The organism is Pedobacter sp., assembly GCF_965279535.1.
Lineage (GTDB): Bacteria > Bacteroidota > Bacteroidia > Sphingobacteriales > Sphingobacteriaceae > Pedobacter.
Map to the genome: position 1 here is coordinate 189,929 of NZ_OZ257244.1, position 25,500 is coordinate 215,428.

At 40.9% G+C, this 25,500-nt stretch carries 15 protein-coding genes and 1 tRNA gene; 13 read left to right on the forward strand and 3 right to left on the reverse strand.

Translation table 11 applies throughout. The features are described 5' to 3' along the window. Window positions 1–190 precede the first annotated feature (190 nt). From ACQY77_RS00680 to ACQY77_RS00715, 8 genes are all read left to right on the forward strand, one after another. Window positions 191–2,554 (forward strand): glycoside hydrolase family 3 N-terminal domain-containing protein, encoded by a 2,364-nt coding sequence (locus ACQY77_RS00680; protein ID WP_421939916.1) that lies wholly within the window; start codon window positions 191–193, stop codon window positions 2,552–2,554. Window positions 2,555–2,642: 88 nt separating this feature from the next. Then, window positions 2,643–3,194: an RNA polymerase sigma-70 factor gene (locus tag ACQY77_RS00685; RefSeq protein WP_421939915.1), complete on the forward strand. Its 552-nt coding sequence runs from the start codon at window positions 2,643–2,645 to the stop codon at window positions 3,192–3,194. Window positions 3,195–3,281: 87 nt separating this feature from the next. Beyond that, window positions 3,282–4,415: a FecR family protein gene (locus ACQY77_RS00690; RefSeq protein WP_421939914.1), complete on the forward strand. Its 1,134-nt coding sequence runs from the start codon at window positions 3,282–3,284 to the stop codon at window positions 4,413–4,415. Between the two features lie 258 nt (window positions 4,416–4,673). Next, window positions 4,674–7,958 carry a SusC/RagA family TonB-linked outer membrane protein gene (locus tag ACQY77_RS00695; protein ID WP_421939913.1) on the forward strand — a complete coding sequence of 1,095 codons (3,285 nt, stop codon included), beginning with the start codon at window positions 4,674–4,676 and terminating at the stop codon, window positions 7,956–7,958. A gap of 18 nt (window positions 7,959–7,976) precedes the next feature. Further along, window positions 7,977–9,587, forward strand: a complete 1,611-nt coding sequence (locus ACQY77_RS00700) for a RagB/SusD family nutrient uptake outer membrane protein (protein WP_421939912.1) — start codon at window positions 7,977–7,979, stop codon at window positions 9,585–9,587. Between the two features lie 34 nt (window positions 9,588–9,621). Further along, window positions 9,622–10,644, forward strand: a complete 1,023-nt coding sequence (locus ACQY77_RS00705; protein ID WP_421939911.1) for a glycoside hydrolase family 18 — start codon at window positions 9,622–9,624, stop codon at window positions 10,642–10,644. Between the two features lie 27 nt (window positions 10,645–10,671). Next, window positions 10,672–11,838 (forward strand): BT_3987 domain-containing protein, encoded by a 1,167-nt coding sequence (locus ACQY77_RS00710; RefSeq protein ID WP_421939910.1) that lies wholly within the window; start codon window positions 10,672–10,674, stop codon window positions 11,836–11,838. An 11-nt stretch (window positions 11,839–11,849) separates the two neighbouring features. After that, window positions 11,850–12,857: a BT_3987 domain-containing protein gene (locus ACQY77_RS00715; protein WP_421939909.1), complete on the forward strand. Its 1,008-nt coding sequence runs from the start codon at window positions 11,850–11,852 to the stop codon at window positions 12,855–12,857. A 310-nt stretch (window positions 12,858–13,167) separates the two neighbouring features. Here the strand turns inward: ACQY77_RS00715 and cysM are convergent, their stop codons facing one another. Together cysM and ACQY77_RS00725 are read right to left on the reverse strand one after the other, a co-directional pair. Next, a complete protein-coding gene (gene cysM, locus ACQY77_RS00720) occupies window positions 13,168–14,040 on the reverse strand; it encodes a cysteine synthase CysM (RefSeq protein ID WP_421939908.1) in 873 nt (290 codons plus the stop codon). Between the two features lies 1 nt (window position 14,041). Beyond that, complete coding sequence (locus ACQY77_RS00725) at window positions 14,042–14,860, reverse strand: serine O-acetyltransferase (RefSeq protein WP_421939907.1); 819 nt, start codon at window positions 14,858–14,860, stop codon at window positions 14,042–14,044. A gap of 687 nt (window positions 14,861–15,547) precedes the next feature. On the opposite strand from ACQY77_RS00725, the gene ACQY77_RS00730 reads away from it, so the two are divergent. Together ACQY77_RS00730 and ACQY77_RS00735 are read left to right on the forward strand one after the other, a co-directional pair. Then, a tRNA-Pro gene (locus tag ACQY77_RS00730) sits at window positions 15,548–15,621 on the forward strand. A 120-nt stretch (window positions 15,622–15,741) separates the two neighbouring features. Continuing rightward, on the forward strand, window positions 15,742–16,872 hold the full coding sequence (locus ACQY77_RS00735) for a DEAD/DEAH box helicase (RefSeq protein WP_421939906.1): 1,131 nt from the start codon (window positions 15,742–15,744) through the stop codon (window positions 16,870–16,872). A 159-nt stretch (window positions 16,873–17,031) separates the two neighbouring features. On the opposite strand, the gene ACQY77_RS00740 is transcribed toward ACQY77_RS00735, so the two are convergent. Beyond that, window positions 17,032–17,514 (reverse strand): hypothetical protein, encoded by a 483-nt coding sequence (locus ACQY77_RS00740; protein ID WP_421939905.1) that lies wholly within the window; start codon window positions 17,512–17,514, stop codon window positions 17,032–17,034. Between the two features lie 245 nt (window positions 17,515–17,759). On the opposite strand from ACQY77_RS00740, the gene ACQY77_RS00745 reads away from it, so the two are divergent. From ACQY77_RS00745 to ACQY77_RS00755, 3 genes are all read left to right on the forward strand, one after another. Continuing rightward, window positions 17,760–22,508, forward strand: coding sequence for a cellulose binding domain-containing protein (locus tag ACQY77_RS00745; RefSeq protein WP_421939904.1), 4,749 nt, complete (start codon window positions 17,760–17,762; stop codon window positions 22,506–22,508). 292 nt (window positions 22,509–22,800) lie between these two features. Beyond that, window positions 22,801–24,045 (forward strand): nucleoside hydrolase-like domain-containing protein, encoded by a 1,245-nt coding sequence (locus ACQY77_RS00750; RefSeq protein WP_421939903.1) that lies wholly within the window; start codon window positions 22,801–22,803, stop codon window positions 24,043–24,045. A 24-nt stretch (window positions 24,046–24,069) separates the two neighbouring features. Beyond that, window positions 24,070–25,497, forward strand: a complete 1,428-nt coding sequence (locus ACQY77_RS00755; protein ID WP_421939902.1) for a glycoside hydrolase family 28 protein — start codon at window positions 24,070–24,072, stop codon at window positions 25,495–25,497. Window positions 25,498–25,500 lie beyond the last annotated feature (3 nt).

Here is a 25,500-nt window from a genome sequence, read left to right on the forward strand (position 1 = left end):
TTTTTCCTTTGATTAATGCAGGCTGCTGTTTAAATTACAAATCAGCCCTTGCAGACTGTGCTTATATTTATAGCTTTGCAATCGATACAAAACGCAGAATCACTATTTTTTGATTAACCATACCCAATTAGCCGTTGATAAGTGTCTTGAAACAGCTACTATATACCAGCGGACGAATAACTTAAACATCATGAATAAATCCCTTTCCTTTTTATTGCTTTTCTCGGGTTTTACCCTGAATCTGAATGCCCAGCAAAAACCTGCTTATAAAAATGCCAGGCTACCTGTAGAGCAAAGGATTCAGGATTTAATTTCCCGTATGACGCTGGAAGAGAAAGTTGGACAAATTTCGGTATTGTTAGGCTGGGAGATGTATGACAAGAAAGGAAATGAGGTGCTGGTGAGCGAAAAATTTAAGCAAGCACAAAAGGAACAATATACAGGCATGCTTTGGGCAACCCTAAGAGCCGATCCCTGGACACAGAAAACACTGCAAACGGGTTTAAATCCCGAACTTTCCGCTAAGGCAACCAATGCCTTGCAGAAATATGTCATCGAGCATACGAGATTGGGCATTCCCATGCTTTTCGCCGAAGAGTGTCCGCATGGACATATGGCCATCGGAACAACTGTTTTTCCAACCTCCATAGGGCAAAGCAGTACCTGGAATCCTCAGCTGATTGAAAAAATGGCTGCAGTGATCGCTACAGAGGCAAGGGCACAAGGTGCGCATATTGGTTACGGTCCAGTACTTGATTTGGCCAGAGAGCCTAGATGGTCTCGTGTAGAAGAAACCTACGGTGAAGATCCGGTTCTAAATAGTGCTATGGGGGTAGGTATGGTAAAGGGCTTTCAGGGAACCGACCTGAAATCAAACCGCAATATCATCTCTACGCTTAAACATTTTACTGCATATGGCGTACCTGAGGGTGGCCACAACGGGGGGAGTGTAGCTATAGGAACAAGAGAATTGCAGCAGTCATACCTTCCCCCTTTTAAAGCAGCTGTAAGGGCCGGAGCACTATCTGTAATGACGGCTTATAACTCTATAGATGGTATCCCTTGTTCTTCAAATCCAATATTACTCAAAGATATTCTGCGTTCAGATTGGGGTTTTAATGGTTTTGTGGTTTCTGATCTGGGGAGCATCTCTGGGATAAGAAGTAATCACCATGTGGCAGGCACTGCAGACGAGGCCGCCAGCATGGCCATAAACGCAGGTCTGGATGCCGATTTAAGTGGTTATGGCTATGGGAAGGCTCTTAAAAAAGCCGTAGAAGAAGAAAAAGTAACCAAAGCCGTATTGGATAGCGCCGTAGCGAATGTACTGAGGCAGAAATTTAACCTGGGCCTTTTTGAAAATCCTTATGTCAGTGTCCCAAACGCCAAAAAGGTGGCCAGAAGTACAGCACATGTGGATGTGGCACGAAAAGTTGCGCAGGAATCCATTATCCTGTTAAAAAACGATAAAAACACTCTTCCTTTAAGCAAAGCAATAAGGAATATTGCAGTTATTGGTCCCAATGCAGATAATATCTATAATCAGTTGGGAGATTATACCGCTCCTCAGGATGACAAAGCAATTGTTACGGTATTGGAAGGGATAAAGGCTAGAGTTTCCACATCAACAGTGGTTTCTTATGTGAAAGGATGTTCAATCAGGGATACAGCGAACCTGCAGTTTGAGCGAGCTATTAATGCTGCCAATCAGGCCGATGCGGTGGTAGTGGTGTTGGGAGGATCGAGCGCGAGGGATTTCAAAACAGAATACCTTTCTACCGGAGCTGCAAGTGTTAAAGCATCAGAAGTAAGTATTAGCGACATGGAAAGCGGTGAAGGGTACGATCGCTCCACATTAGATTTGATGGGAAAACAGTTAGAATTGCTGCAGGCCATTGCCAAAACCGGAAAACCCCTGGTGTTGGTGATGATTGAGGGAAGACCACTTAACCTGAACTGGCCTTCAGAACATATACCAGCTATATTAAATGCCTGGTATCCCGGGCAGGAAGGTGGAAACGCCATTGCTGATGTGATTTTTGGCGATTATAACCCTGCGGGCAGGTTGCCTGTTTCAGTTCCCAAATCGGTAGGACAGCTCCCGGTTTACTACAATGCTAAGCGGCCCCTATCACATGATTATGTAGAAACAACTGCTAAACCATTGTATACTTTCGGTTATGGCTTAAGCTATTCAAAATTTGAATACAGCGATCTGTCAATCAGTAAAAATACACAGGATATTAAGTTTACGATAAGCTTTAAGCTTAAGAATACAAGCAAGGTTGCCGGTGATGAGGTAGTTCAACTATACCTGAGAGATGAAACGAGCTCGGTGGTTAGCCCTGATAAACAGCTAAAGCAGTTTTCGAGGTTGCATTTGCTGCCAGGTGAGGAAAAACGGGTTACATTTACGTTAACTTCAGAAGATTTAAAGCTTATTAATACCAGCATGCAATGGGTAGTTGAGCCGGGCGATTTTACAGTTATGGTAGGCGCTTCATCTGATGATATTCGGTTGAAGGCCGGATTCAATGTTCCTGCTGTAAATTAATTGTTATGGAAGGCTGATTTTGGGCGGGGAACGTGCTGAATGTTAATTTATTGTTTTCAATGTTGTTAATTTTTGTAAATTCGTTTTAATGTCAATATACTGTCAGCTAAGCGATTTTGAATTAACGAAATTATTAAGGGATGGGGATGAGGTAGCGTTTCGTGAAGTTTACAACCGCTACAGCAGCCTTTTGCTTATTTATGCCTACAGAAAATTGCAGGACAAGGAAGAAGCTAAAGATGTTGTACAGGATGTGCTCGCTAAATTATGGAGTAACCGCGATGTACTTGATATTAAAACAACACTTTCTGGCTACCTTTATCGTGCCGTACTCAATAAAATCCTCAATATTTTCAGGCATAAAGACTTCGACCGGCAATACATTGATGCAATTCAGTATTTGATAGAAACTGAAACTTCTGCTACCGATTATCTCATCAGAGAAAAAGAGATGGCAGCCATGATCGAAAAGGAAATTGCCGGTCTGCCGGAGCGAATGCGTGAAGTATTTGAGCTCAGGAGAAAAGACTACCTCAGTAATAAAGAAATTGCAACACGCCTGAGCTTATCCGAGCATACTGTGGCCACACAGATTAAAAAAGCACTCAAAGTAATTCGCCTGCGCTTTGGCGGACTTTAAAAAAAAAATATTTTCATTTCACATACCCGATCATAATTATTTGTGTGTCTTTATTGTTGTAGCGCCTTTGTCAGCACAACAAATTAAATGGATAACAAACAAGCAGAAGAATTACTGGCCCGTTTTAAAGCAGGAGATATTACTGAGCAGGAAGCAGAAATGCTTCGCTTTTGGTTGCATCACCACAATGAAAAAGGAACATCAGGCCTTTCAGAGGAAGATTTTCTTCAGGCAGATGAGGCCATGTGGAATGCCATTAAACCAACACCTAAAATCAGCCTGAAACGACGATTAATGCCTGCTTTGGCTGCCGCTTCGCTTGTTGTTATTTGTTCTGCAGGAATCTATTTTTTTGCTAAAAATGCTGAAAATAAAGCCCAGCCTCAAATTGCATCAGTTAAAGAAATTGAGCCAGGGGGAAATAATGCAGTACTCACCCTGTCTAATGGAAAGCGGATTGTGTTAAATGATGCTGCAAACGGAGAGTTGGCTAAAGAATCGGGTATTGTAATTACCAAAATGGCCGATGGGCAATTGGTTTATACCCTGAAAGAGAACTTCGCTTCAAATACCTCAACCTTAATTAATACCATTGAAACACCCAAAGGGGGACAGTATCAGATTAATTTGCCAGACGGCACTAAAGTGTGGCTGAATGCGGTTTCTTCCCTGCGTTTTCCAGCTAAGTTTTCGGGTAACGAAAGGAAGGTAGAGCTCGCTGGTGAAGGATATTTTGAGGTTGCGCACAACAAAAAAATGCCTTTTAAGGTAAAAACAGCAGGACAGGAGGTTGAAGTTTTAGGAACACACTTCAATATTAACAGTTATGCTGATGATCCGGCGACGATGACAACACTCCTTCAGGGATCTGTCAGGGTAAACACAGCCCGGGGAGCAAACACCCTCTTGAAACCTGGTCAGCAATCAGTATTAATACAAAATAAACTTAAGGTAGAAGAAGCAGATGTAGATGCGGCCGTAGCCTGGAAAAATGGTGAATTCCGTTTTAACGATGAGCAATTGGAAAGCATTATGCATAAAGTATCCAGATGGTACAATGTAGAGGTAGTTTATCAGAATGAGCAATTAAAAACAGATTCTTTTGGTGGCGTAATTACCCGTTTTGCCAAGGTTTCTGACTTGTTGAAGATGCTGGAACTAACAAAAGAAGTGAAATTTAAAATAGAGGGCAATACCATCGTGGTGATGGATGGTAAATAATCATCACCAAAACAACAAACAAACTTAACCAGTAACCAAATATGAAAATTCCAGAAAACTCATCCTAGGGTGTGATCACCCCATGGTTTTTCTATACAAAAAATCAGGAACACTCGCGATGTCCCTGATTTATAATCGGAAAAACTTAAAGCAGTGTAGTACAACTTTTTATCAATTTAAACCGAATAACAAATGTATAAAGTTTTTACAAAAGAAATTTGTAATCCCCCTGACTATATCCGAAAATTCGTAGTTATTATGAAAATTACAACCATCTTAATTTTCACAACATTAATGCAGGTAAGTGCGATTGGTTTCGCACAACGCGTTACGCTCAATCAAAAAGCCACAACGCTCAAACAGTTTTTTAATGTCATTAATAAGCAAACCGGGTATAATATATTATGGTCTGCCAAACAAATTAAAAATAACCGTCTTCAGGATGTACAATTAAATAACGTTCCCTTAGAAGAGGCCTTAACACAAGTGCTGAATGATTTTTCTTTAACCTATACCATTGATAACAAGACAATTGTAATCAGAGAGAAGGAGAAAACAACAGCGCCCCAGGTGAATGTTCTGCCTGTACAGCGTAAAAACATTCCGGGTAAAGTTGTAGATGAAAAAGGAAGACCCATCCCGGGTGCTTCTGTTAAGATTAAAGGCAGCAATAAAGCAGCCATGTCTCAGGATGACGGTACCTTTCTTATCGATGCCAACCCGGGCGATATAGTGGTAATATCATTTTTAGGTTTCACTACTGCCGAAATTACAATTGGCAATCAAACTAACTTAAATGTGGTGCTTAAAGAATCTTCTAATGAACTTACTGGAGTAGTAGTTACAGCATTGGGCATTAAGAAAGAGTTAAAATCACTTTCTTACAATGTTCAGGAAGTAAATGGAGAAGAAGTGAATAAAGTTAAAGATGCCAACTTCGTAAACAGTCTTGCAGGTAAGGTAGCCGGCGTAACCATCAACAGCAGTTCTTCTGGTATTGGGGGTGGTGCAAGGGTAGTTCTTCGTGGTACTAAATCTATATCAGGAAATAATAATGCCTTATACGTAATCGATGGTATTCCAATGCCACAATTGTCGGTTGCACAACCTGGAGATTTATTTTCCGGAGCGGGGCAGTCTGGCGATGGAGCATCCAATATTAACCCTGATGACATTGAAAGCATTTCGGTATTAAGTGGGCCATCGGCAGCAGCTTTATACGGTAGTGATGCAGCAAATGGCGTAATTATGATTACCACGAAAAAAGGTGCCAGGGATAGTTTTGCGATTACTGCATCTAACAATTCTACTTTTCAATCGCCTTTTATTATGCCCGATTTTCAAAATACCTATGGATCAGAAATTGGAAGCTATTACAGTTGGGGTGAAAAACTGAAAACACCCGGTACCTATGATCCTAAAGATTTCTTTCAAACGGGGATGAACAGTACAACTACCTTAAGCTTATCTACAGGTAATGAAAAAAATCAGACCTATTTTTCTGTGGCGGCTGTAAATGGCAACGGCATTATTCATAACAACAATTTAGATCGTTATAATTTTTCATTTAGAAATACGAGTAAGTTTCTGAATGATAAATTAAATATGGATTTGAGTGTAAATTACATTAAGCTCGAAGAGCAGAATATGCTTTCTCAGGGTCAGTATTTTAATCCCTTAATTCCGATATACCTTTTTCCAAGAGGGGATGATATTCGTAAATATCAGGTTTTTGAGCGTTATGATGCCACAAGAAATTTTAAAACACAATATTGGCCTTATGGTGATATGGGTTTTCAGATGCAGAATCCTTACTGGATAACAGAAAGAAACCTCTTCACCAATAGTAAAAACAGGTATCAAATGTCGGCTTCATTAAAGTATGATATCAATTCCTGGATGAACATTACCGGCCGTGCCAAACTCGACAACAACACTGCCTTAAACGAGCGGAAATACTTTGCATCTACTTCAGGGTTATTTGCAGGAGACGCAGGTGCATATTATAAATATGATATCGGTACACGCCAGGTTTACACAGATCTCCTGTTAAACATGAATAAGCAGGTAAATGATTTTGCGCTTACGGCCAATTTAGGCGCGAGTTTGCAAGATGTTAAATACGATTATTCGAGTCTTGGTGGCGACCTTCAGAGCGTTCCTAATCTTTTCACCTACAGCAACATTAACCTGGCACAGAGTAAACTGGAGCAAAATGGTTACCACGATCAAACCCAGGCTTTGTTTGGAAGTTTTCAAGCCGGTTACAAAGGCATGGTTTATTTAGATTTAACAGCCAGAAATGATTGGGTATCAGCCTTGGCTAACACCAGAGCGAAGTCTATTTTTTATCCATCGGTGGGCCTGTCTGGTGTAATGACAGAGATTTTTGATATTAAATCAGATGTCCTTTCATTTTTAAAGGCCCGTGTGTCTTATAGTGAAGTAGGGAATGCACCACAGCGTTTTGTTTCCATTGCTACTTATCCGGTAATTAATGGTTATCCGCAAACAAGCACGTTTTTACCTGCTACAGATTTAGAGCCCGAGCGTACCAAATCTTACGAAGCAGGGATTAATTTAATCCTTTTTAAAAACAAACTAAAAATTGATGCAACCGCTTATAAATCATCAACTTATAATCAGTTGTTCAATCCGTCACTTTCACCAAGTTCGGGCTATACCAGCTTCTTTGTAAACGCTGGACGAATTGATAATAAAGGTATAGAGGTTTCAGCCGCACTTACCCAGAAAATTGGGGCAGTAACCTGGAATTCGAACCTGGTTTATTCACTCAACAGAAATAGCATTAAAAGCTTACTACCTGCTTACACCAATCAGCAAACAGGTGAAACGGTTTCGTTGGATAGCTTAGATATGGGTGGAACTTCAAGTTATAAAATGATCTTAACTACCGGAGGGGCAATGGGCGATATTTATGTGAACACACTTAAAACAGATGAACATGGATACATTTGGGTTAATGCGACCTCACAAACTGTAGCTACCGATCAAAACAGATATGTTAAAGCGGGCAATGCCAATCCCGATTTTAATATTGGTTTTAGAAATGGTTTCAGCTATAAAGGCTTTGATGTAAGCTTTTTGGTAACCGGAAGATTTGGTGGAGTTGGCGTATCGGTAACACAAGCCATTATGGATGCATACGGTGTATCTAAAGTTACGGCTGATGCCAGGGATGCTGGCGGAGCCATGGTAAACGGATTTCCTATCCCTGCCCAGCCTTACTACCAAACGGTTGGAGGTGGCACTTCAGGTATTGGTTCTATGTACGTTTACAGTGCAACCAATATTCGTTTAGGAGAAGTATCTGTAGGTTACGACGTACCTGTAAATAAGTACTTAAAATGGGTTAAAGGCGTAAACGTTTCATTGATTGGTCGTAACCTGTTTATGTTCTATAACAAGGCTCCATTTGATCCGGAACTTACTGCCAATACCGGAACTTATTATCAGGGAGTGGATTATTTCATGCAACCAAGTCTAAGAAGCCTGGGTTTCGCAGTTAAGTTTAAGTTTTGATCATAAAAGTATAAGAAGATGAATGATATAAATAGATCTTTCTCAATAAAGAATTTACCCTTCTGCCTTGCTTTTATAGCCATGCTGGGCGTAGGTTGTACCAAGAATTTTGAGGATTGGAATACCAACCCGCATCAGGCAACTGCAGAAATGTTACAGCGTGATAACCTTGCGGCAGGATCATTTTTTGTGCAAATGCAGAAGAACGTTTTTCCTGTGGCACAACAGCCGGATTTTGGCGATGAGGTGTATCAAACCATGCAAAACCTGGCGGGCGATGTGTACTCTGGTTACATGGGCGCCAGTAACAACTGGTATTCGGGTTCCAATAACACCACTTACGACCTTATTCCTCAATGGTATGGCCAGGCTTTTAACCGTTCGTTTGTAGGTATTATGCCTGCCTGGAATGCAATTAAGAAAACAGCCCAAACAGAAACCCCTCAGGTGTATGCCATGGCTACTATTGTAAAAATAGAAGCTTTACACCGTACCACAGATATGTACGGGCCATTACCTTATGCTAATTTCGGTAACGGGTCACTGCAAAACAAGTATGATAGCCAGCGCGATATTTATTATAAGTTTTTTGATGAGTTGAATGAGGCCATCACTATTCTTACTGATTTTAATGCTAAGAATCCGGGTGCAACAGCCCTGGCTAAGTACGACTTTATCTATAACGGAAACATCCGTAACTGGATAAAATTTGCTAACTCGTTAAAGCTGCGTTTAGCATTGCGTATTGTATATGCTGATCCCGCGAAAGCGAAAACAGAAGCAGAATCTGCTGTGAGCCATACAGTAGGGGTATTTACTGCTGCAAATGATATCGCTGCACTACAGCATACCGCTGATTTAAGCTATAACCATCCCTTATACATCATCAATACCAATTTTGATGACATCAGGATGGGGGCCAACATGCAGTCGTTCCTAACAGGATATAGTGATCCAAGGTTGCCAAAATATTTTAATCTGGCTGCTGATGGTACCTACCGTGGAATTAGGAATGGAATAAATATCACCAATAAAGCTACTTATGCCGAGGGACCTTATTCTGAACTTAATGTAGCGGCTACTGCACCAATTATTTGGATGAACCCTGCTGAGGTTTATTTTCTTCGTGCAGAAGGGGCGTTAAGAGGCTGGAATATGGGGAGTGATGCCAAAACCTTATATGAAACAGGGATAAGCACTTCTTTCTCAGTAAGTGGAGCTGCCGGAAGTCCGGATACCTATATCAATAATGCAACAAGTGTCCCGGCAGCTTATGCTGACCCGGCCAATAGCGGAAATAATACAGCAGCCTTAACCAATATTACCATTAAATGGGATGCGACAGCAGCTTTTGAAACCAGTTTAGAACGCATCATTACCCAAAAATGGATTGCCATGTTTCCGGATGGGCAAGAGGCCTGGTCAGAATTCAGGCGTACAGGTTATCCAAAGATTTTTCCGGTGGTGGTTAACAACAGCAAAGGGTTGATCAGCAGCAGCAAGCAGATCCGCAGGATACCTTTCCCTGCTACCGAATATCAGACCAATCCGGCAGGTATTGCAGCGGCAGTATCACTTTTAGGGGGTGCAGATAATGGAAATACTAACCTTTGGTGGGATAAGAAATAGAATTTGTTCAATTGATAATTGCCAAATGATGAAAATGAAATTAATTAACTTAATGCTGATTGGCCTGGCCATTTTTATGCTGAGTTGTGAAAAGCAAAATACACCTGAAGCTTTACAGATTCAGAAACCCTATACCTATAGCGATCAATACTATGCCAACCTGAGGGCTTATAAGAAAACACCGCACCAGGTGTTTTACGGTTGGTTTGCGGCTTACGCACATAAAGAAGGCGTTACCGCTGAGTATAAAAAATCGGCCTCATGGGGTGAGCACTTTGCAGGATTGCCGGATAGTTTAGATTTCTGTAGTTTATGGATGGGGATTCCTTCCCTTAAAAAAGATGATAAATTAACCACTTACAACCCGATTGCTTACCAGGAAATGCGCGAGGCAATGGAGAAAAGAGGAATCAAAATGTTGGTGCCAACAATTGTTAGTGTCGAAAACCATGGCTTTGATAAAAGTGACGATGGGTTAAAGAAATATGCTAAGTATTTAACAGACATGGTGTTTGATAATGATCTGGATGGATTGGATCTCGATTGGGAGCCTACATCAGGCTCTTATCTGAACACCGCCGCCAACTTTGCCAAACTGGTTGAGTATTGCAGCGAAAGAGTAGGCCCAAAATCGGGTACCGGGAAAATTTTTGTAGTAGATTATTATACCCATACATTGCCTACAACAATAGGTCCCTACATCGATTATTTGGTTAACCAAGCCTATACACAGGGAACAACTTCCTCATCAGCTGCCTTTTTACAATCCAGGTATAACCTGGTGAGCAGCTGGTGCCCGCCGGGTAAGTTTATTGTAACCGAGAACTTTGGCGATTGGTATGAAAACGGCGGTTCGCCCTTTACAGAAGCAGACGGCAACACACTAAATAAATTTGGATTACAAATGTATTCGCTTGAAGGAATGGCCAGATGGAATCCTACACAAGGTAAGAAGGCTGGTTTTGGTGCCTTTTATTTTGATAGAGATTACAATAATGGTATTCCTTATGGCTTTGTAAGACGCAGTATTCAGGTGGCTAATCCGGCTATCCGATAGTTCGATCATTTTATAAAATAGAAGAAAATGAAAAAATTAAAATACAACTCCAATTACTCATTCATCTTAATGTTTGTGGTGGTGATGACTGTAGTTTCAGCCTGTAAGAAAACGACCTCTTTTGAAGATGTAATTCTGATCACTGGAACTCAAGAAAATAAGCTTGTTAAATTTACTGTTGAAGGTGTGCCTTCCAGCTTTGGTGTCACAGCAACAGCAACGGATAAGGTAGAAAGCGATGTGAATGTTTCTTTTGAAGTAGATACCACTCTGGTAGAACTATACAACACCGAGATGTCTGCCAAATATTATGTCCTTCCTAAGGGCAGTTATGAACTGGTAGGGAATACAGCTGTAATTAAGGCAGGAACAAATGTTTCTAACGCCGTTACCGTTTACATCAGATCTTTAGATAAGTTTGTAGATGGCAGAACATACATACTTCCGGTTACCATTAAAAATGTAACAGGTTCAATGTCTGTTTTAGAGGCATCGCGCACCATCTATCTGAAAGTAGCCAGGGTAATCGATTTCAAATCTATTGATATTTCCAACCCTAATTTTTACCACCCCTATGCATTTGCACAACCTTACAATAACATAACGAAATTTACTTATGAAATTAAGTGTTATATAAACGACTGGCATCCGGGTAGTAATCAAATTAGCCGTTTAAGCAATTGGGGCCCTGTAGATGAGTCATTACCAAATTTACTTCGTTTTGGTGAGGCGGGAAGTAAAATTAACCAGCTGCAATGGGTTTCTGCCGAAGGAAGCACATTCTCTAAAACTGAATTTGCCACCAAAACCTGGTATACTATTTCCTGTGTGTATGATGGCAGTACTTATAAAATGTATATCAATGGTAAATTCGACTCCGGATTTGATGGCGCCGGCAAAGTATATCAGCTGGGCGCATTAGAAATTGGTATGTCGTACTCCGGATATCAAACTGCACAACGTTTTCTGGGTAGGGTAGCAGAAATTCGCTTCTGGGACCGTCCGCTTTCTCCAACCGAGATACAGGAAGGGATTTGCGGTGTAGACGCATCTTCAGCGGGTTTGGTAGGCTACTGGAAAATGAACGAAGGAGATGGTAATACCTTCTTTGATCGTACAGGTAACGGACGCAACATGACCTGGCCAAAAGCCACAGTATGGAATTCAGATAGCTTTAATAAATGTGCTCAATAAATAAGAAGAATATGAAGAGCTCAATAACTTTTATAAAGAGATATGCCCTGGGCTTAATAGCTGCGGCATGTGTGTTTAATGCCTGTAAAAAGGACGAAACATTTGATTTTAATGGCGATGCCACCAGTAGGGTATACTTTAATATTGGCAGCTATACTGTTAAAAATTACGATAGCTTCAATTTTTTAATCAGGCATACACCAGCCGGAAGTGTAGGCGAAGAGATTAAAGCAGTTGTAAAGGCGCGCGCTACTTTAGAAACAGAAGAAAACACAAAAGTGTCATACACTATAGATAACACATTAATTGAGGGTTATAATGCAGCCAAGGGAACAAATTATGTTGCAGTACCTGCTGGTATTCTGGAACTGAGTGTGGCGCAGCTGAACATTCCACAAGGTGCTTTGATCTCCTCAGATTCGCTAACCATTACAGTTCCACAAGCAAAAATGACTGGTTTAACTGCTCCAGGTTATGTTGTGCCCGTTAAAATTACTTCTGTAAATGAAGCTAAAAACGTAGCCGTGAGTTCCAATGCCAATACCATTTATCTGGTCATCAAAACAGTACAAACGAATGTTTATGACGCGCCTACAGTAACAGATGTAGCGGGTACCTTAAATACCGTAAGAACAGGCTGGACAGCAACCCTGGATGCAACTTTAACCAGTGGTTCATTGCCAAATATGTTTGATGCCGGAACGAATACAAGTTGGTATATTAATCCGCCGAAAAATGTCAATCTGGTTGTCAATATGAATGCGGCCATTAACGGAATAAAGGGCATTCGTTTTCATACCTCCACCACAACTTATTATCTTACCACAGCAAATGTATTTACCAGTATGGATGGGATCACCTGGACACCACAGGGCTTAGCTAATTTTTCAATTGTTAACGCTTACCAGTATGTTAAGTTTTATTCACCTGTAAATGCACGTTATATCAAGCTTGAAGTAACAGGATGGAGAACCGGATCCACAAGAATTATGTTTACCGACTTTAACATCTATATATAATTAAATCAACATCGGTAAATTATAAGGCCTGAACTCGTATTTCGAGTTCAGGCCTTATGTTTTTGCGACCAACTACGCTTCAACTACGCTTCAACTACGCTTCAACTACGCTTTAACTACGCTTCAACTACGCTTCAACTACGCTTCAACTACGCTTCGCGTATATGGAAAGCGGATATCTGGCCAGACTTAAGATAAAAATGTTTCAGCATCAGATGTTAAAGGAAATTAAGAACATGCCTCAACTTACCTTAAATTCTAAGTGTTGTATCAGAACAATTGGTAAAAGGAAGCGCCTGATATAGGATCGTTATCCAAAAAGTTCGCTGCTTAAATAACGATCTCCACGATCGCAGGCAATAAATACAATTACGCCACTTTCTAATTCTTTTGCAACGCGTAAAGCCGCAGAGCAAGCTCCTCCTGTACTCATCCCTGCAAAAATTCCTTCATCCTTAGCCAGTTTTCTCGTAATTTCCGTTGCCTCAACAGCAGATATGTCAAGGGTACGGTCTACCCGTTCAGGTTCAAAAATTTTGGGTAAATATTCGATAGGCCACCTGCGAATGCCGGGAATACTGGCTTCTTCAGTAGGTTGGCAACCAATAATCTGTACTTGAGGCAAGTGTTCTTTTAGGAACCTCGAACAGCCCATTATTGTTCCGGTAGTACCCATGGCGCTTACAAAATGGGTGATTTGCCCCTCAGTGTCTCTTAAAATCTCAGGGCCTGTTGTTCTGTAATGCGCCAGGTAATTATCTGGATTGGCAAATTGATTCAATAAAAAATGTCCTGCGGTTTTTCCTTTATCTTCCGCGTAATCCCTGCAAACTTCAATGCTTTCTAATAAAGTAACCTGCGCACCAAAAGCTTCCATAGTTAATTTACGCTCTTTGGTAGAATTTTGAGGCATTACCAATTCAATTTCCAATCCGTAGTAACGGGCAATTAATGCCAAAGCAATTCCTGTATTTCCGCTTGTTGCCTCTACTAATCTGGTGCCTGGCCCAATCTCTCCACGCTCTATGGCACTTCTGATCATGTTTAGCGATGCCCTGTCTTTAACACTGCCTCCGGGGTTATTACCTTCTAATTTGGCGAATATTTTAACCTTTGGGTTGGGATTAAGTTTTTTCAGTTCTACTAGCGGCGTATTTCCGATCAGTTCTATTATGCTCGACATATTATGAATTTGTATGGGTTTGTTTTGATTTACCTAGCCGAATTACCGGCGAGTGATATGCAGTAGAGTAGGGTGGCACGCTTTCCGTTAACCAAACATTTCCACCTATCACACTGTCATGTCCGATAACCGTTTCTCCACCCAAAATGGTAGCACCGGAATAGATCACAACATTATCTTCTACAGTTGGATGGCGTTTATTGCCGGCCAGTGATTTGCTTACACTCATGGCTCCCAGGGTTACACCCTGATAGATTTTGACATTTTTGCCCAACAGGCTGGTTTCTCCGATTACAATTCCGGTACCATGGTCAATGTGGAAGTATGCTCCAATTTGTGCCAAAGGATGGATGTCTATCCCGGTTTTGGAATGCGCGTGTTCCGTTAGAATCCTGGGGATTAATGATACACCTAAAATAGCCAGTTGATGAGCGACACGATAAAAATAAATGGCATAAAAACCGGGGTAGGTACGCAACACCTCGGTTTCGCTGCGCGCAGCCGGATCACCCTCAAATATGGCCTTTAAGTCTGTTTGGAGTATATAGTAAACCTCCGGTAACGCAGAAAAAAAGGCCTCTGTAATACTTTCGGCATTGCCTTCCGGTAGCAGGCTGGGCTGAAGCATACTTTTGAGTGTATCTTTCAGTTTTTGTGTCTTTGCCTGAAGTTCAGTTAAGTTTTTCGCCTTACTTTCTTCGTTTTCAGGAAACAGGAGATGTAGTAATTCCAGTGCCCAGGCAGCTATATAATCGTTACCCGGTAAAGTAATTCCTGCTGAAGGTTTTTTCAATAAATCCCCTAAGAAATCATCGTTCATGGTGTTGTTGGTTGCAGCTGCTCAGGCTGCGTTTTGTTGTTAATTCAAAGTTAGCACTTTTGGTAGATTAGTACAGGAAAAATATCAACTAAATCTATAGATATTGTCATTAAATGAATTTTTAAAAGCTTAACCATTTAAAAGTTAGTGCTGTCGCCGATCCAAGTGAAACGGAGAAACAGTGCTGAGGCCTGGCTGGGTGGCAAAGCATGGCGGTTAAGACATTGCATTAAGAATTGAATAAATTGAACTTATATGTTCTTACATCCCTTATATGGTTAAAATGCTCATGGGATTCTACGATGTTTTTACCACCCCTGCAACCCACTGGCTACACACCCCCTCCTTGAAAAAAGGAGGGGAGTTAGTTTGCAATAGCTACGCAGAACCCTGTTCGATGTTGATTTATTCCTGCGAAGGAATGACAGAGTTGCGAGGTTATACGTTTCGCTAGCTACAAGTGGAATTATCTTGTCCTGGCCGAACGGGCGTCTTATACGCTTTAACGGTTAGGTCCTGAAAAAAAATAATTTGTTGATTATTAGTTTAGTACAATAAATCCTTAAAAATAATTTAGTCATCTCTTGTAAGATGTATTCTAATTCCTATCTTTGCAATCCCAATCGGAACATAAGACGATTAGGGAGAGCCAGAAAAAGCTCTAATACCACAAAGGTGATACCTTTTCGGGGTGTAGCGTAGCCCGGTATCGCGCCACATTTGGGATGTGGAGGTCGTAGGTTCGAATCCTGCCACCCCGACTAAAGAAAACCCTTTCTGTATTTGCAGAAAGGGTTTTTTGTTTTCTCTGGCATCCATAAAAAGCTCGGTTAAAATCTCTTAATCGCAATTTTTGCTTAATTTAGCAGAAAAACGAATATATGCCATTCAGCTCGCTGGGTTTACCTCCAGATTTATTAAAAGTATTATCAAATCAGAATTTTACCGAACCTACGCCCATTCAGCAAGCTGCAATACCGGCTATATTAGATGGAAAAGATGTTTTAGGAATTGCTAAAACGGGTTCAGGAAAAACAGCAAGCTATGTTTTACCACTATTAATGAATTTGCAAACAGCAGTTCAGTTAAAAAACAGGCACGTGAATGTATTGGTTTTAGTGCCAACACGAGAGCTGGCAGTACAGGTGAAAGATGTTTTCCAAAGTTTTAGCCGCAGACTTCCTGTACCTGTTAAAACTCTGGCCGTATATGGTGGCGTCTCTATCAACCCACAAATGACTGCTCTTCAAGGTGTGAATGTGTTGGTGGCTACTCCAGGCAGATTATTAGAACTGATAGATTCAAATGCAGTACATCTAAACAGCATCGAAACCCTTATACTGGATGAAGCCGATAAGATGCTTAATTTGGGGTTCAAGGAAGAAATGAACCGGATCATTTCACACTTGCCGCAGAAACGCCAGAATATATTATTGTCTGCTACCTTAAGTGCAGATCTTCAGCAGATCCATCAGGTCTTGTTGCATGCCCCACTGGTCATTAAGATTGAAGTTCAGGAAGATTCACTTGAGCAAATTAACCAACTGGCTTATATCGTTTCAGCTGAAAAGAAAGGTCCGTTTTTACGTTATCTGATTAACCAAAACGAAATGAAACAGGTGTTAATCTTTGCTTCTTCTGTTAAAGCGGCCGATGCCGTTGTAAACAAGCTCCGTAAAAATAACCTGGAGGCAAGGGCCATCCACAGTAAGAAAAGTCAGGGCGGAAGAAATGAAGCGCTAACACTATTTAAAGCTGGTAAGCTCAGGATATTGGTTGCTACCGATTTAATGGGCAGAGGGATTGATATTGACCAACTGCCATTTGTTATCAACTATGAGCTACCCCGGTCACCAAAAGATTATATTCACCGTATTGGCAGAACTGGCCGTGCTGGCAATGTAGGGGATGCAATATCCCTGGTTAGTACCGAAGAATTGCATCACTTTGAGATTATCCAAAAGAAAATGGGTAAACAGGTTAAGTTAATAGATAGCGAAAGTATAAGATAGCTATATGTTTTACATTATATCAATATATCCGCATAGATAGAAATCAACCCTATTCATTTCTATTTAAATATTGACTATTCAGAATTTATCTGATTTAATAAAATACATTAAATGGTGTGTTTTATAATACTACAGTCGATTATCGGTGATGGAACTAATTTACTTTTGATACAAGATGTTATAAGTATTAATTCCAGTAGCTAACATTGTTAGGCTGGTAACCCACAGCCAATATCCCGGATCTAAGCTTAGGATTTTACCCATTGAACCACTTTCAGCGGCAAGCACTTCTTTCCATAAACTAAATGACCAGGCGATGATAACAGCAATAAGAGAAAGCCATTGACTGAAATTAGGTTTGTACATGGGCTTAGGTAATATATGATCGACCTTAACTATTGAGTTTGTTTCTTTAATAAAGAAGATAATTGCCGAAAGAGCAATAGGATTGGCTAACCACACTATCCACTCAAATAAACCACCACCAAATATTGCCAATCCACCCATTAATAAAAGCATATACCCTTGTACTACTTCCTTTTTGATGTATTGGTAGCTAAAGGCATCTTGAGTAAGAGAAAGGAGAAAAATCAATATTGATATCGATAAGATTCCAATTCTTATATAGTTTTTTTTAGGCATGGTATATTAGGTTTTATGTGCAAAATAACATTATAAATTTTCCTACACCAGTTATTAAAACTCTTTTGTCAATTATTGAAAGTGGGCTATCTATCTTCTTTTTATTATTGTTAACCAGATGTGTAACCAGTTAACGCTGTAATTACTGCTATGCTCTTCACTGTTTGTTGTTTTCGAGGTAGCGTCGCTGTAGGCATTAACACGGTTGTACACACGGGTATTTAGCTAACCAAAGAACCAAACATATGAGTATTTTTACCTTTAAACGCTGTCAATTAGCATTGATAGTGCTCTTAACTGCGTGGCAAGCCAAAGCCCAAACACCCGCCTTTCCAGGAGCCATGGGCTTTGGAAGATATGCACCTGGCGCAAGGGGCGCAACATCCCGGGAAGTTTACATTGTAAAAAATCTAAATGACAGCGGCAGCGGATCATTCAGGGATGCAGTGAGTAAACCCGGAAGGATTGTAGTCTTTGCTGTGGGAGGGATTATACGGCTTTCATCAGACGTAGTAGTTGCTGCAAACACTACTATAGCTGGCCAAACGGCTCCTGGTGATGGTATTGTGCTGTTTAATAAAGGTATAAGTTTCAGTGGTGCCAATAATGCCATTTGCCGGTTTTTGAGGGTAAGGCTTGGCGCTACAGGTAACTCCGGAAATGATGCAGCAGGTTTGTCAAATGGTACGAACATGATTTTCGATCACCTTTCTATTTCATGGGGAATGGATGAGAATTTTTCTATTAACTGGGACAATAAAGGGAATTCACCTGATAATATTACCGTTCAAAATTCCATTATAGGGCAGGGGCTCTTTCGCGAAAACCATTCTGCAGGTGGCTTAATACAAACGCCTGATGGAGGTAGGGTAAGTTTGCTGCAAAATCTGTACATCAGTAACAAAACCCGTAATCCCAAAGTAAAAGGCGTAAACGAGTTTGTAAACAATGTAGTGTATGATTGGGGAAACGGTAACCGGCTAGACCAGAATTTTAATTATGGCTGGGCTGCCGATGCCTACATTATGGGCGGTTCATCAGGTGTTTCAGAAGTAAATGTAATCAATAACTATTTTTGTGGAGGCCCGCTTACGCCACCTACTAAAACTACCCCTTTTTCAAGGGGAACAGGAACCTTTAATATTCATGGTTCAGGAAATTATTTCGATAATAACCGGAACGGTATTTTAGATGGTACAGTAGTTCCGTTTGATTCGGTGGGTTATCCCGGAATAACCGGAAATGCATTTAAATTACAACCTTATCCTTATCCGGCTGCCTACCCTGCAATGACTGCAGAACAAGCATATCAGCATGTTATTGATAGCGTAGGTGCATGGTACCCGCATCGCGATCAGGTGGATGGTTTGATGATTGACGAAGTGGCTTCTAAAGGAACCAAAGGGTTATATGTGTATCGGGAAACCGATTTACCGCTTGTTAACGGTGGTGTGGGAAATGTTTTTGGTGCTCCTGCTGCATTAGATACAGACGGGGATGGTATGCCAGATACCTGGGAAGAGGCCAATCAACTTAATAAAAATGATAAAACGGATGCCCTGGCTTTCAGTGTCGCTGATCCAGGATACCTAAACATAGAGATTTACATTAATGCATTGGTATATACACCTCCACCTGCATTTATTAAGCCACCAACAAATCTGATACTTGCTGCTACCTCACAGGAAGAACCCCCTGGAAGCACTGTGAAATTGACTTGGGTTGATAATGCTGATAATGAGACTGGTTTTGTGCTCGAACGCTCCAGTAACGGGGTTAACTTTAATGAGGTTGGACGCGTTGATACCAATGTATTAACTTTTACCGATAATGCCGGACTTAGTCCTAATACTGTTTATTATTATAGGCTTAAAGCCGTTAATGAAACGGAAATTTCTGCATATAGTGCAACTGTAACTGTAACCACACCTCCAATACCTACTGCGCCTGCAGTAACCGCAAACCCTTCGCCAGTAAACGGATCCCAGTATGTGGCCTTAACCTCGGGAAAAGTTAGCTTAAAATGGACGGGGAGCAGCAGCACCCAAACGTATGCCGTATATTTAGGTACAGATACCGGAAGTTTAGCTAAACAGGCAGATGTAGCCTATAGTGTGTCGCCAACATTTACCACAACGGTATTAAACGATAACACAGTGTATTACTGGCGCATAGATGCTGTTAATGCAAAAGGCCTGGCTAAAGGCCAGGTGTGGAGCTTCAGGACCTCGCCAATCATCCCACAAGGCCTGGTAGGTAACTGGGCTTTTGACGAACCTCTGGATGCAGTTTCGACACAAATAGTGGATTCTACCAGTTACGCCAATACTGGTGTTTTAGGCCTGGATGCCGACAATCGGGATGTAAGGGTAAAGGGTAAAATAAAGAATGCTTTAGATTTTGCCAGTGCTGATCCCAGTATTTATGTGGTGAGGCTACCCAATCAGGATCAATTGCATTTAGATAAAAGCCCATTTTCCATCTCATTCTGGATGAAAGCCCCTGCATCTATGCTTCCGCAGGATAACAACACCAGTGCATATTTGCTTTGTAAAGGCTCAATTACTAAAAACTCAACTACAGGGGCTTCAGGAAAGCGTTTTGACATTGAATTTAAAAACAAGCAAATCCGTTTTGCTATTGATGATGATAATGACGCGGCCGGCGGTGGAAAAGATGAACTCCAGGTTAATGGTGTTCCGTTTTTTACCAATAACTGGGTACATGTAGTGGTTATACGTGATGTTACGAATAAAAAGCTTTTAATGTATATGAATGGTGCTCAAGTAGGAAGTATAGCCATTAGCAAAGCCAATTCAGGCATAGGAGAGGCCAGCGCCCTGGTATTGGGAAACATAGGTGAACTTGAGTTTTTAGCCCCTACAAATAAACCCGCTCCCTACAAGGGGATGCTTGATGAAGTCAGGGTTTACAACTATGTTCTTTCGCAAACGGAAATTACCGCTTTGGCAACGGTTAAAAACACACAAACCATTGCTTTTGAACCTATACCCGAGCAAAGGGTAGATGCCGCAGATTTTATTCCTGTTGCCCTGGCCAGTTCTGGCCTGATGGTATCATTAAGCAGTGCTGATTCCACGGTAGCAATTATCCAGAATGGAAAGATTCATCTTGTAGGTGCCGGCACTACCTCAATTATTGCAACCCAAGAAGGAGACAACAATTATTATGCTGCAGCTGCTGTTAGTCAGCCCCTGGTGGTCGTAAAAAATGATCAGCTCATTACCTTTAATCCTTTGCCTGTAAAAACCTACGGAGCGGATAATTTTAAGGCAGGCGCTACATCAAGTTCAGGTTTAACTGTTACTTACAAGAGTACTGATACTTCCATTGTGGTAATTGATAGCCTGAGTGGTGATATGACAATCCGGAAGGCGGGAACAGCAACGATCATTGCAGCCCAATCAGGTAATAATAAATTTAATGCAGCAGTAAGTGTAAGTCAGGTGTTAAAGGTTTTGGGAAAACCGCAAACCATTATTTTTAATCCGCTACCCCTTAAAACTCTTGGTGATGATGATTTTATAATTTCAGCAACGGCTAGCTCAGGCTTGCCAGTGGTGTTTGAAAGTAGTAACACCAGTGTAGCAACAGTTATGGGTAATACAATTAGTATTATTGGTGCAGGTACTGCATTCATTAAAGCTGTGCAAACTGGAAATGAGCAATACAGGGACACTGCTGTTACCCAAAACCTGATTATACGAAACTTAAATCTAAGTGTACAAACACGTGACGGAGACAACGGGCAGGGGAGTAACAATACGATCAGACCATTTCTTCAGTTGGTTAACAACGATTCTGCCGCTGTAAGCTACAATCAATTATCCGTACGCTATTGGTTTACTGCAGAAAATTTAGCTGGCATTAATACATGGATAGATTATGCACAAATGGGTGGAAATAATATTAATATGAAGTATGTTTCCTTAAATCTGCCGCGTAATGGCGCCTTAGGTTATATGGAATATGCTTTCACCGGAAATGCTTTGCTCGCAGCACACAGCAGTTCTGGTCCGATACAATCGCGTTTTGCAAACAAAGATTGGGCAAATCTTCAGGAATCTGATGATTATTCTTATCAGGGAAATCCTGGCATATATACTCAGAATCCGCACGTCACACTTTATCGCAATGGCAAACTGATTTACGGGCAGGAGCCGGAAATCATTCCGGTTGTTACCAGGGTTAATGTCGTTTCACAACATCAGAATTCTGCCAACAGCAGTATTGGTACCTATCTGGCTATAAATAATCTGGGTAATACGCCGCTAAATTATGCCGATCTCAAAGTACGTTACTGGTTTACAAAAGAAGGAACAGCAGGTTTAAACCATTATATTGATTATGCCAGGATGGGTGCTAATTTGATTAACGGAAAGTTTACTGCAATTCCCCAGGCACTTGAAAATGCCGATACTTACTTTGAATTGTGGTTTGGCACTGCTGCAGGGATTTTGAATCCCTTGAGCAATTCTGGAAATATTCAATACAGGATGGCAAAAGCCGATTGGTCTGCATTTATCGCAACAAACGATCATTCCTACCTGCCGCGCATATCGTCATTGCAGGAAAATAATCACATAACGGTTTACTATCAAAATCAGTTAATTTATGGCATCGAACCTGCGGAGAAAACATTAAGCAACTTCACAGCTAACAAAACCAGCAATACAGGAATCAATAACCAGCTGAAAAATGACGATACCTTATCAGGCGAAACTCCGGAAAAAATAACGTTGTACCCAAACCCTTTAACCAATAGCGGACAGTTTTCGGTTGCCCTTACTTCTGATTTGCTCAATAAAGAGATTAATCTGAAAATATTAAATGCTTTTGGTGTAGTGATACAGCGTCAGCTTTTTAAGCATCATAGTGGCTCGGTAAACATATCGCTAAATGGCAACTATCTGCCGGGAGTTTATTTTGTTAAAGTTAATGAAAAACCTATGGTGAGATTGATGGTGAATTAATAGATTACGCTACAGAAATAAGCCTCTTTTGCGCTTGCAGAAGAGGTTTGCATTGTCGCGTCTGCAGATTTGTTTTAAGAATCGATTACTTGAAAACAACCCGTGATAACATGATATATGAATAGGATAAAATGTTAGAGATTGCCACTTAAATTTGTATTTAATTTGTGTATAATATTACTAACCGGATATATTTAATTGCCAGGCCTAGTGCTGATCAAACCATTAAAACAGAAATATGCATCAGTTTCTTAAGAACAGCCCTGTTATTTGGATGTTAATCTTGCTGTGCATGCTTACATCATTGCCGTTTAAAGGTGTAGCGCAAGGTAAAGCTAAACCACGTATACTCATCAGCAGCGATATTGGAGGGACAGATCCAGATGATTTTCAGTCAGCAATACACCTGTTAATGTATGCTAATCTCTTTCAGATCGAAGGGTTGGTGTCTTCCCCCTTTGGAGAAGGACGTAAGAAGGATTTTTTAGACATGATTAATCTCTATGAAAAGGATCTTTCTAAGTTGAAAAGGCATGCAAAGGGTTTTCCCAGCCCAGCTTCATTACGGGATGTTTGTAAACAGGGAGCATTGTCAAGCGCGCCTTACAAAGGTTTTAACCTGCCAACAGAGGGATCAGATTGGATCATCAGGTGTGCTAAGAAAGCAACAACACAACCACTCTGGATACTGGTATGGGGCGGAATAGAAGATTTAGCCCAGGCACTTCACGATGACCCCGAAATTCAAAAGAATATCCGGGTTTACTGGATTGGTGGACCAAATAAAAAGTGGAGTGCCAATGCTTACGCCTACATTGCGAAGAATTTCCCTAACCTCTGGATGATTGAAGCAAATGCTACATACAGGGGCTGGATAATCGATTCGGAATCTACAGCGCAGTTCAAAGCAAGAACCTTTTTTGAGCAGGTTATTCAGGGACGGGGAGAAATGGGGACTGCATTTGAAAACTATTATAAAGGCAGACCAAAAATGGGCGATACTCCATCTCTCGCTTATCTTTTGAAGGGCAACCCGGATCATCCTACAGGCGAAAGCTGGGGTGGTAGTTTCAAACCAATAGATCGAAGTACAAGAACAATATTCAATCGTAATACTACCATAACAGATACTGTAGCAGCTTATTCAATTATTGAATGGCGGTTTAAAGGCCCCGAGATTTCCATTGCTGACACTGCAGTTTGTTTTACAATGAAAATTGGCGGTCAGATTTGGCCGGGATATTATCTTGGAAATGGAAATTATGGGATACATTATTCCTCCAAAGGTTCGGAAACCGGGTCGTATTCAACCACAAGTACAATTGCCGAATTGAATAATATGCAAGGCAAATATGTAAGTACGATACCATGGCCCGGAAAGCCTGGAACAGATGATTTTCAGCTCGGTAAAACCTGGTTTAGTGATCGTTTGGAACCCGAGTTGTTTTTAGAAAAACAGCAAGGAGCAAGAACAATTTCCAAGCACCGGGCAGCATTCTTGTCCGACTGGGGAAAACGATGGAACTGGCTCAAATAAACTAACCTGTAACACATTGAACGAATGAATTTTAAAAACAGTTTTTTAGTCCTTTTGGTATTGATGCTTACTGCTGTAAAATACGCATACAGTCAGGAACCCTTGGTATGGAAATCAAATAAAGAACCGTTAAGTGCTATGGCAAAGCTCCGGACGGAAATTAAAGCACCATCTTTTAAAAAGAAAGATTTTGTTATTACTCAGTTTGGAGCTGTTGGAGATGGTAAAACCAAGAATTCAAAAGCTTTCAAGCTGGCCATTGAAACCTGCAGCAAAAGTGGTGGCGGACGGGTAATTGTTCCGGCGGGTGTTTTTTTAACCGGAGCAATTTATCTGAAAAGTAATGTGAATTTACATCTTGCAGATGATGCGAAAATTATATTCAGTACAGCACCTGGTGACTATCCAATAGTGCTTACACGATGGGAAGGGATGGATTGTATGAATTACTCGGCCCTTATTTATGCCTATGGAGAAAGTAATATCGCAGTTACAGGAAACGGTATATTAGATGGTCAGGCCGATAATACGCACTGGTGGAATTGGAACGGCAACCCGCGCTATGGCTGGAAAAAAGGTGAGGGAAAGCAAACCGCTGCGCGAACCAAACTCCATGAACTTATGCGGCAAAAAACGGATCCAAAAACAAGGATATTTGGAGAGGGGCATTACCTGAGGCCAAATATGTTCAGTCCTTATAACTGTAAGAATGTTTTGATATCAGGTGTGAAAATGATCAATTCCCCAATGTGGTTTATTCACCCGCTGCTTTGTGAAAATGTTATTGTGGAAAAGGTTAAAGTCGTGTCTCACGGACCTAATAATGATGGCTGTGATCCTGAATCATGCAAAAATGTATTAATAAAAGATTGTCTTTTTGATACGGGTGATGATTGCATAGCTATTAAATCGGGCAGGGATGAAGATGGGAGAAGGGTGGGCCGCCCAGCCGAAAACCACATTATTGAAGGCTGCCAGATGAAAGATGGACATGGTGGGGTAACCATTGGAAGTGAAATCGCTGGTGGTGCCAGTAATATTTTCGCCATTAATTGCAGCATGGATTCTGAGAACCTTGATCGTGTTTTGCGTTTAAAAACGAGCTCTTCACGGGGTGGAGTAATTCAGAATATATTTATGAAAGATATCCGCGTAGGTTCTTATAAGGATGCGGTAATCTCTGCTGATATGTTCTACGAAAATCCTGGAAATTTTATTCCAGTCATTCGCAATATTTGGGTGGAAAATGTTCAGGTAACAAAAGGTGGAAAATATGGTGTTTACATTAAAGCATACCAGTCATCTCCTGTACAAAATCTTCGAGTTGTTAACAGCAATTTTGTAGGGGTTAGCACGCCAACAAGAATTGATCATGCTTCTAACCTCGTTTTTGAGAATCTGATCATTAACGGACAAAAAATAACTGTTCCAGATTCTTTGCTTTTGAAATAGGAA

Bases quoted from the DNA above. Each gene is read 5' to 3' on its own strand.
- ACQY77_RS00690 (WP_421939914.1), top strand. From the start codon at position 3,282: ATGGATAACAAACAAGCAGAAGAATTACTGGCCCGTTTTAAAGCAGGA.
- ACQY77_RS00680 (WP_421939916.1), top strand. From the start codon at position 191: ATGAATAAATCCCTTTCCTTTTTATTGCTTTTCTCGGGTTTTACCCTG.
- ACQY77_RS00685 (WP_421939915.1), top strand. From the start codon at position 2,643: ATGTCAATATACTGTCAGCTAAGCGATTTTGAATTAACGAAATTATTA.
- ACQY77_RS00735 (WP_421939906.1), top strand. From the start codon at position 15,742: ATGCCATTCAGCTCGCTGGGTTTACCTCCAGATTTATTAAAAGTATTA.
- ACQY77_RS00755 (WP_421939902.1), top strand. From the start codon at position 24,070: ATGAATTTTAAAAACAGTTTTTTAGTCCTTTTGGTATTGATGCTTACT.
- cysM (WP_421939908.1), bottom strand. From the start codon at position 14,040: ATGTCGAGCATAATAGAACTGATCGGAAATACGCCGCTAGTAGAACTG.
- ACQY77_RS00740 (WP_421939905.1), bottom strand. From the start codon at position 17,514: ATGCCTAAAAAAAACTATATAAGAATTGGAATCTTATCGATATCAATA.
- ACQY77_RS00700 (WP_421939912.1), top strand. From the start codon at position 7,977: ATGAATGATATAAATAGATCTTTCTCAATAAAGAATTTACCCTTCTGC.
- ACQY77_RS00695 (WP_421939913.1), top strand. From the start codon at position 4,674: ATGAAAATTACAACCATCTTAATTTTCACAACATTAATGCAGGTAAGT.
- ACQY77_RS00725 (WP_421939907.1), bottom strand. From the start codon at position 14,860: ATGAACGATGATTTCTTAGGGGATTTATTGAAAAAACCTTCAGCAGGA.
- ACQY77_RS00750 (WP_421939903.1), top strand. From the start codon at position 22,801: ATGCTTACATCATTGCCGTTTAAAGGTGTAGCGCAAGGTAAAGCTAAA.
- ACQY77_RS00745 (WP_421939904.1), top strand. From the start codon at position 17,760: ATGAGTATTTTTACCTTTAAACGCTGTCAATTAGCATTGATAGTGCTC.
- ACQY77_RS00710 (WP_421939910.1), top strand. From the start codon at position 10,672: ATGAAAAAATTAAAATACAACTCCAATTACTCATTCATCTTAATGTTT.
- ACQY77_RS00705 (WP_421939911.1), top strand. From the start codon at position 9,622: ATGAAATTAATTAACTTAATGCTGATTGGCCTGGCCATTTTTATGCTG.
- ACQY77_RS00715 (WP_421939909.1), top strand. From the start codon at position 11,850: ATGAAGAGCTCAATAACTTTTATAAAGAGATATGCCCTGGGCTTAATA.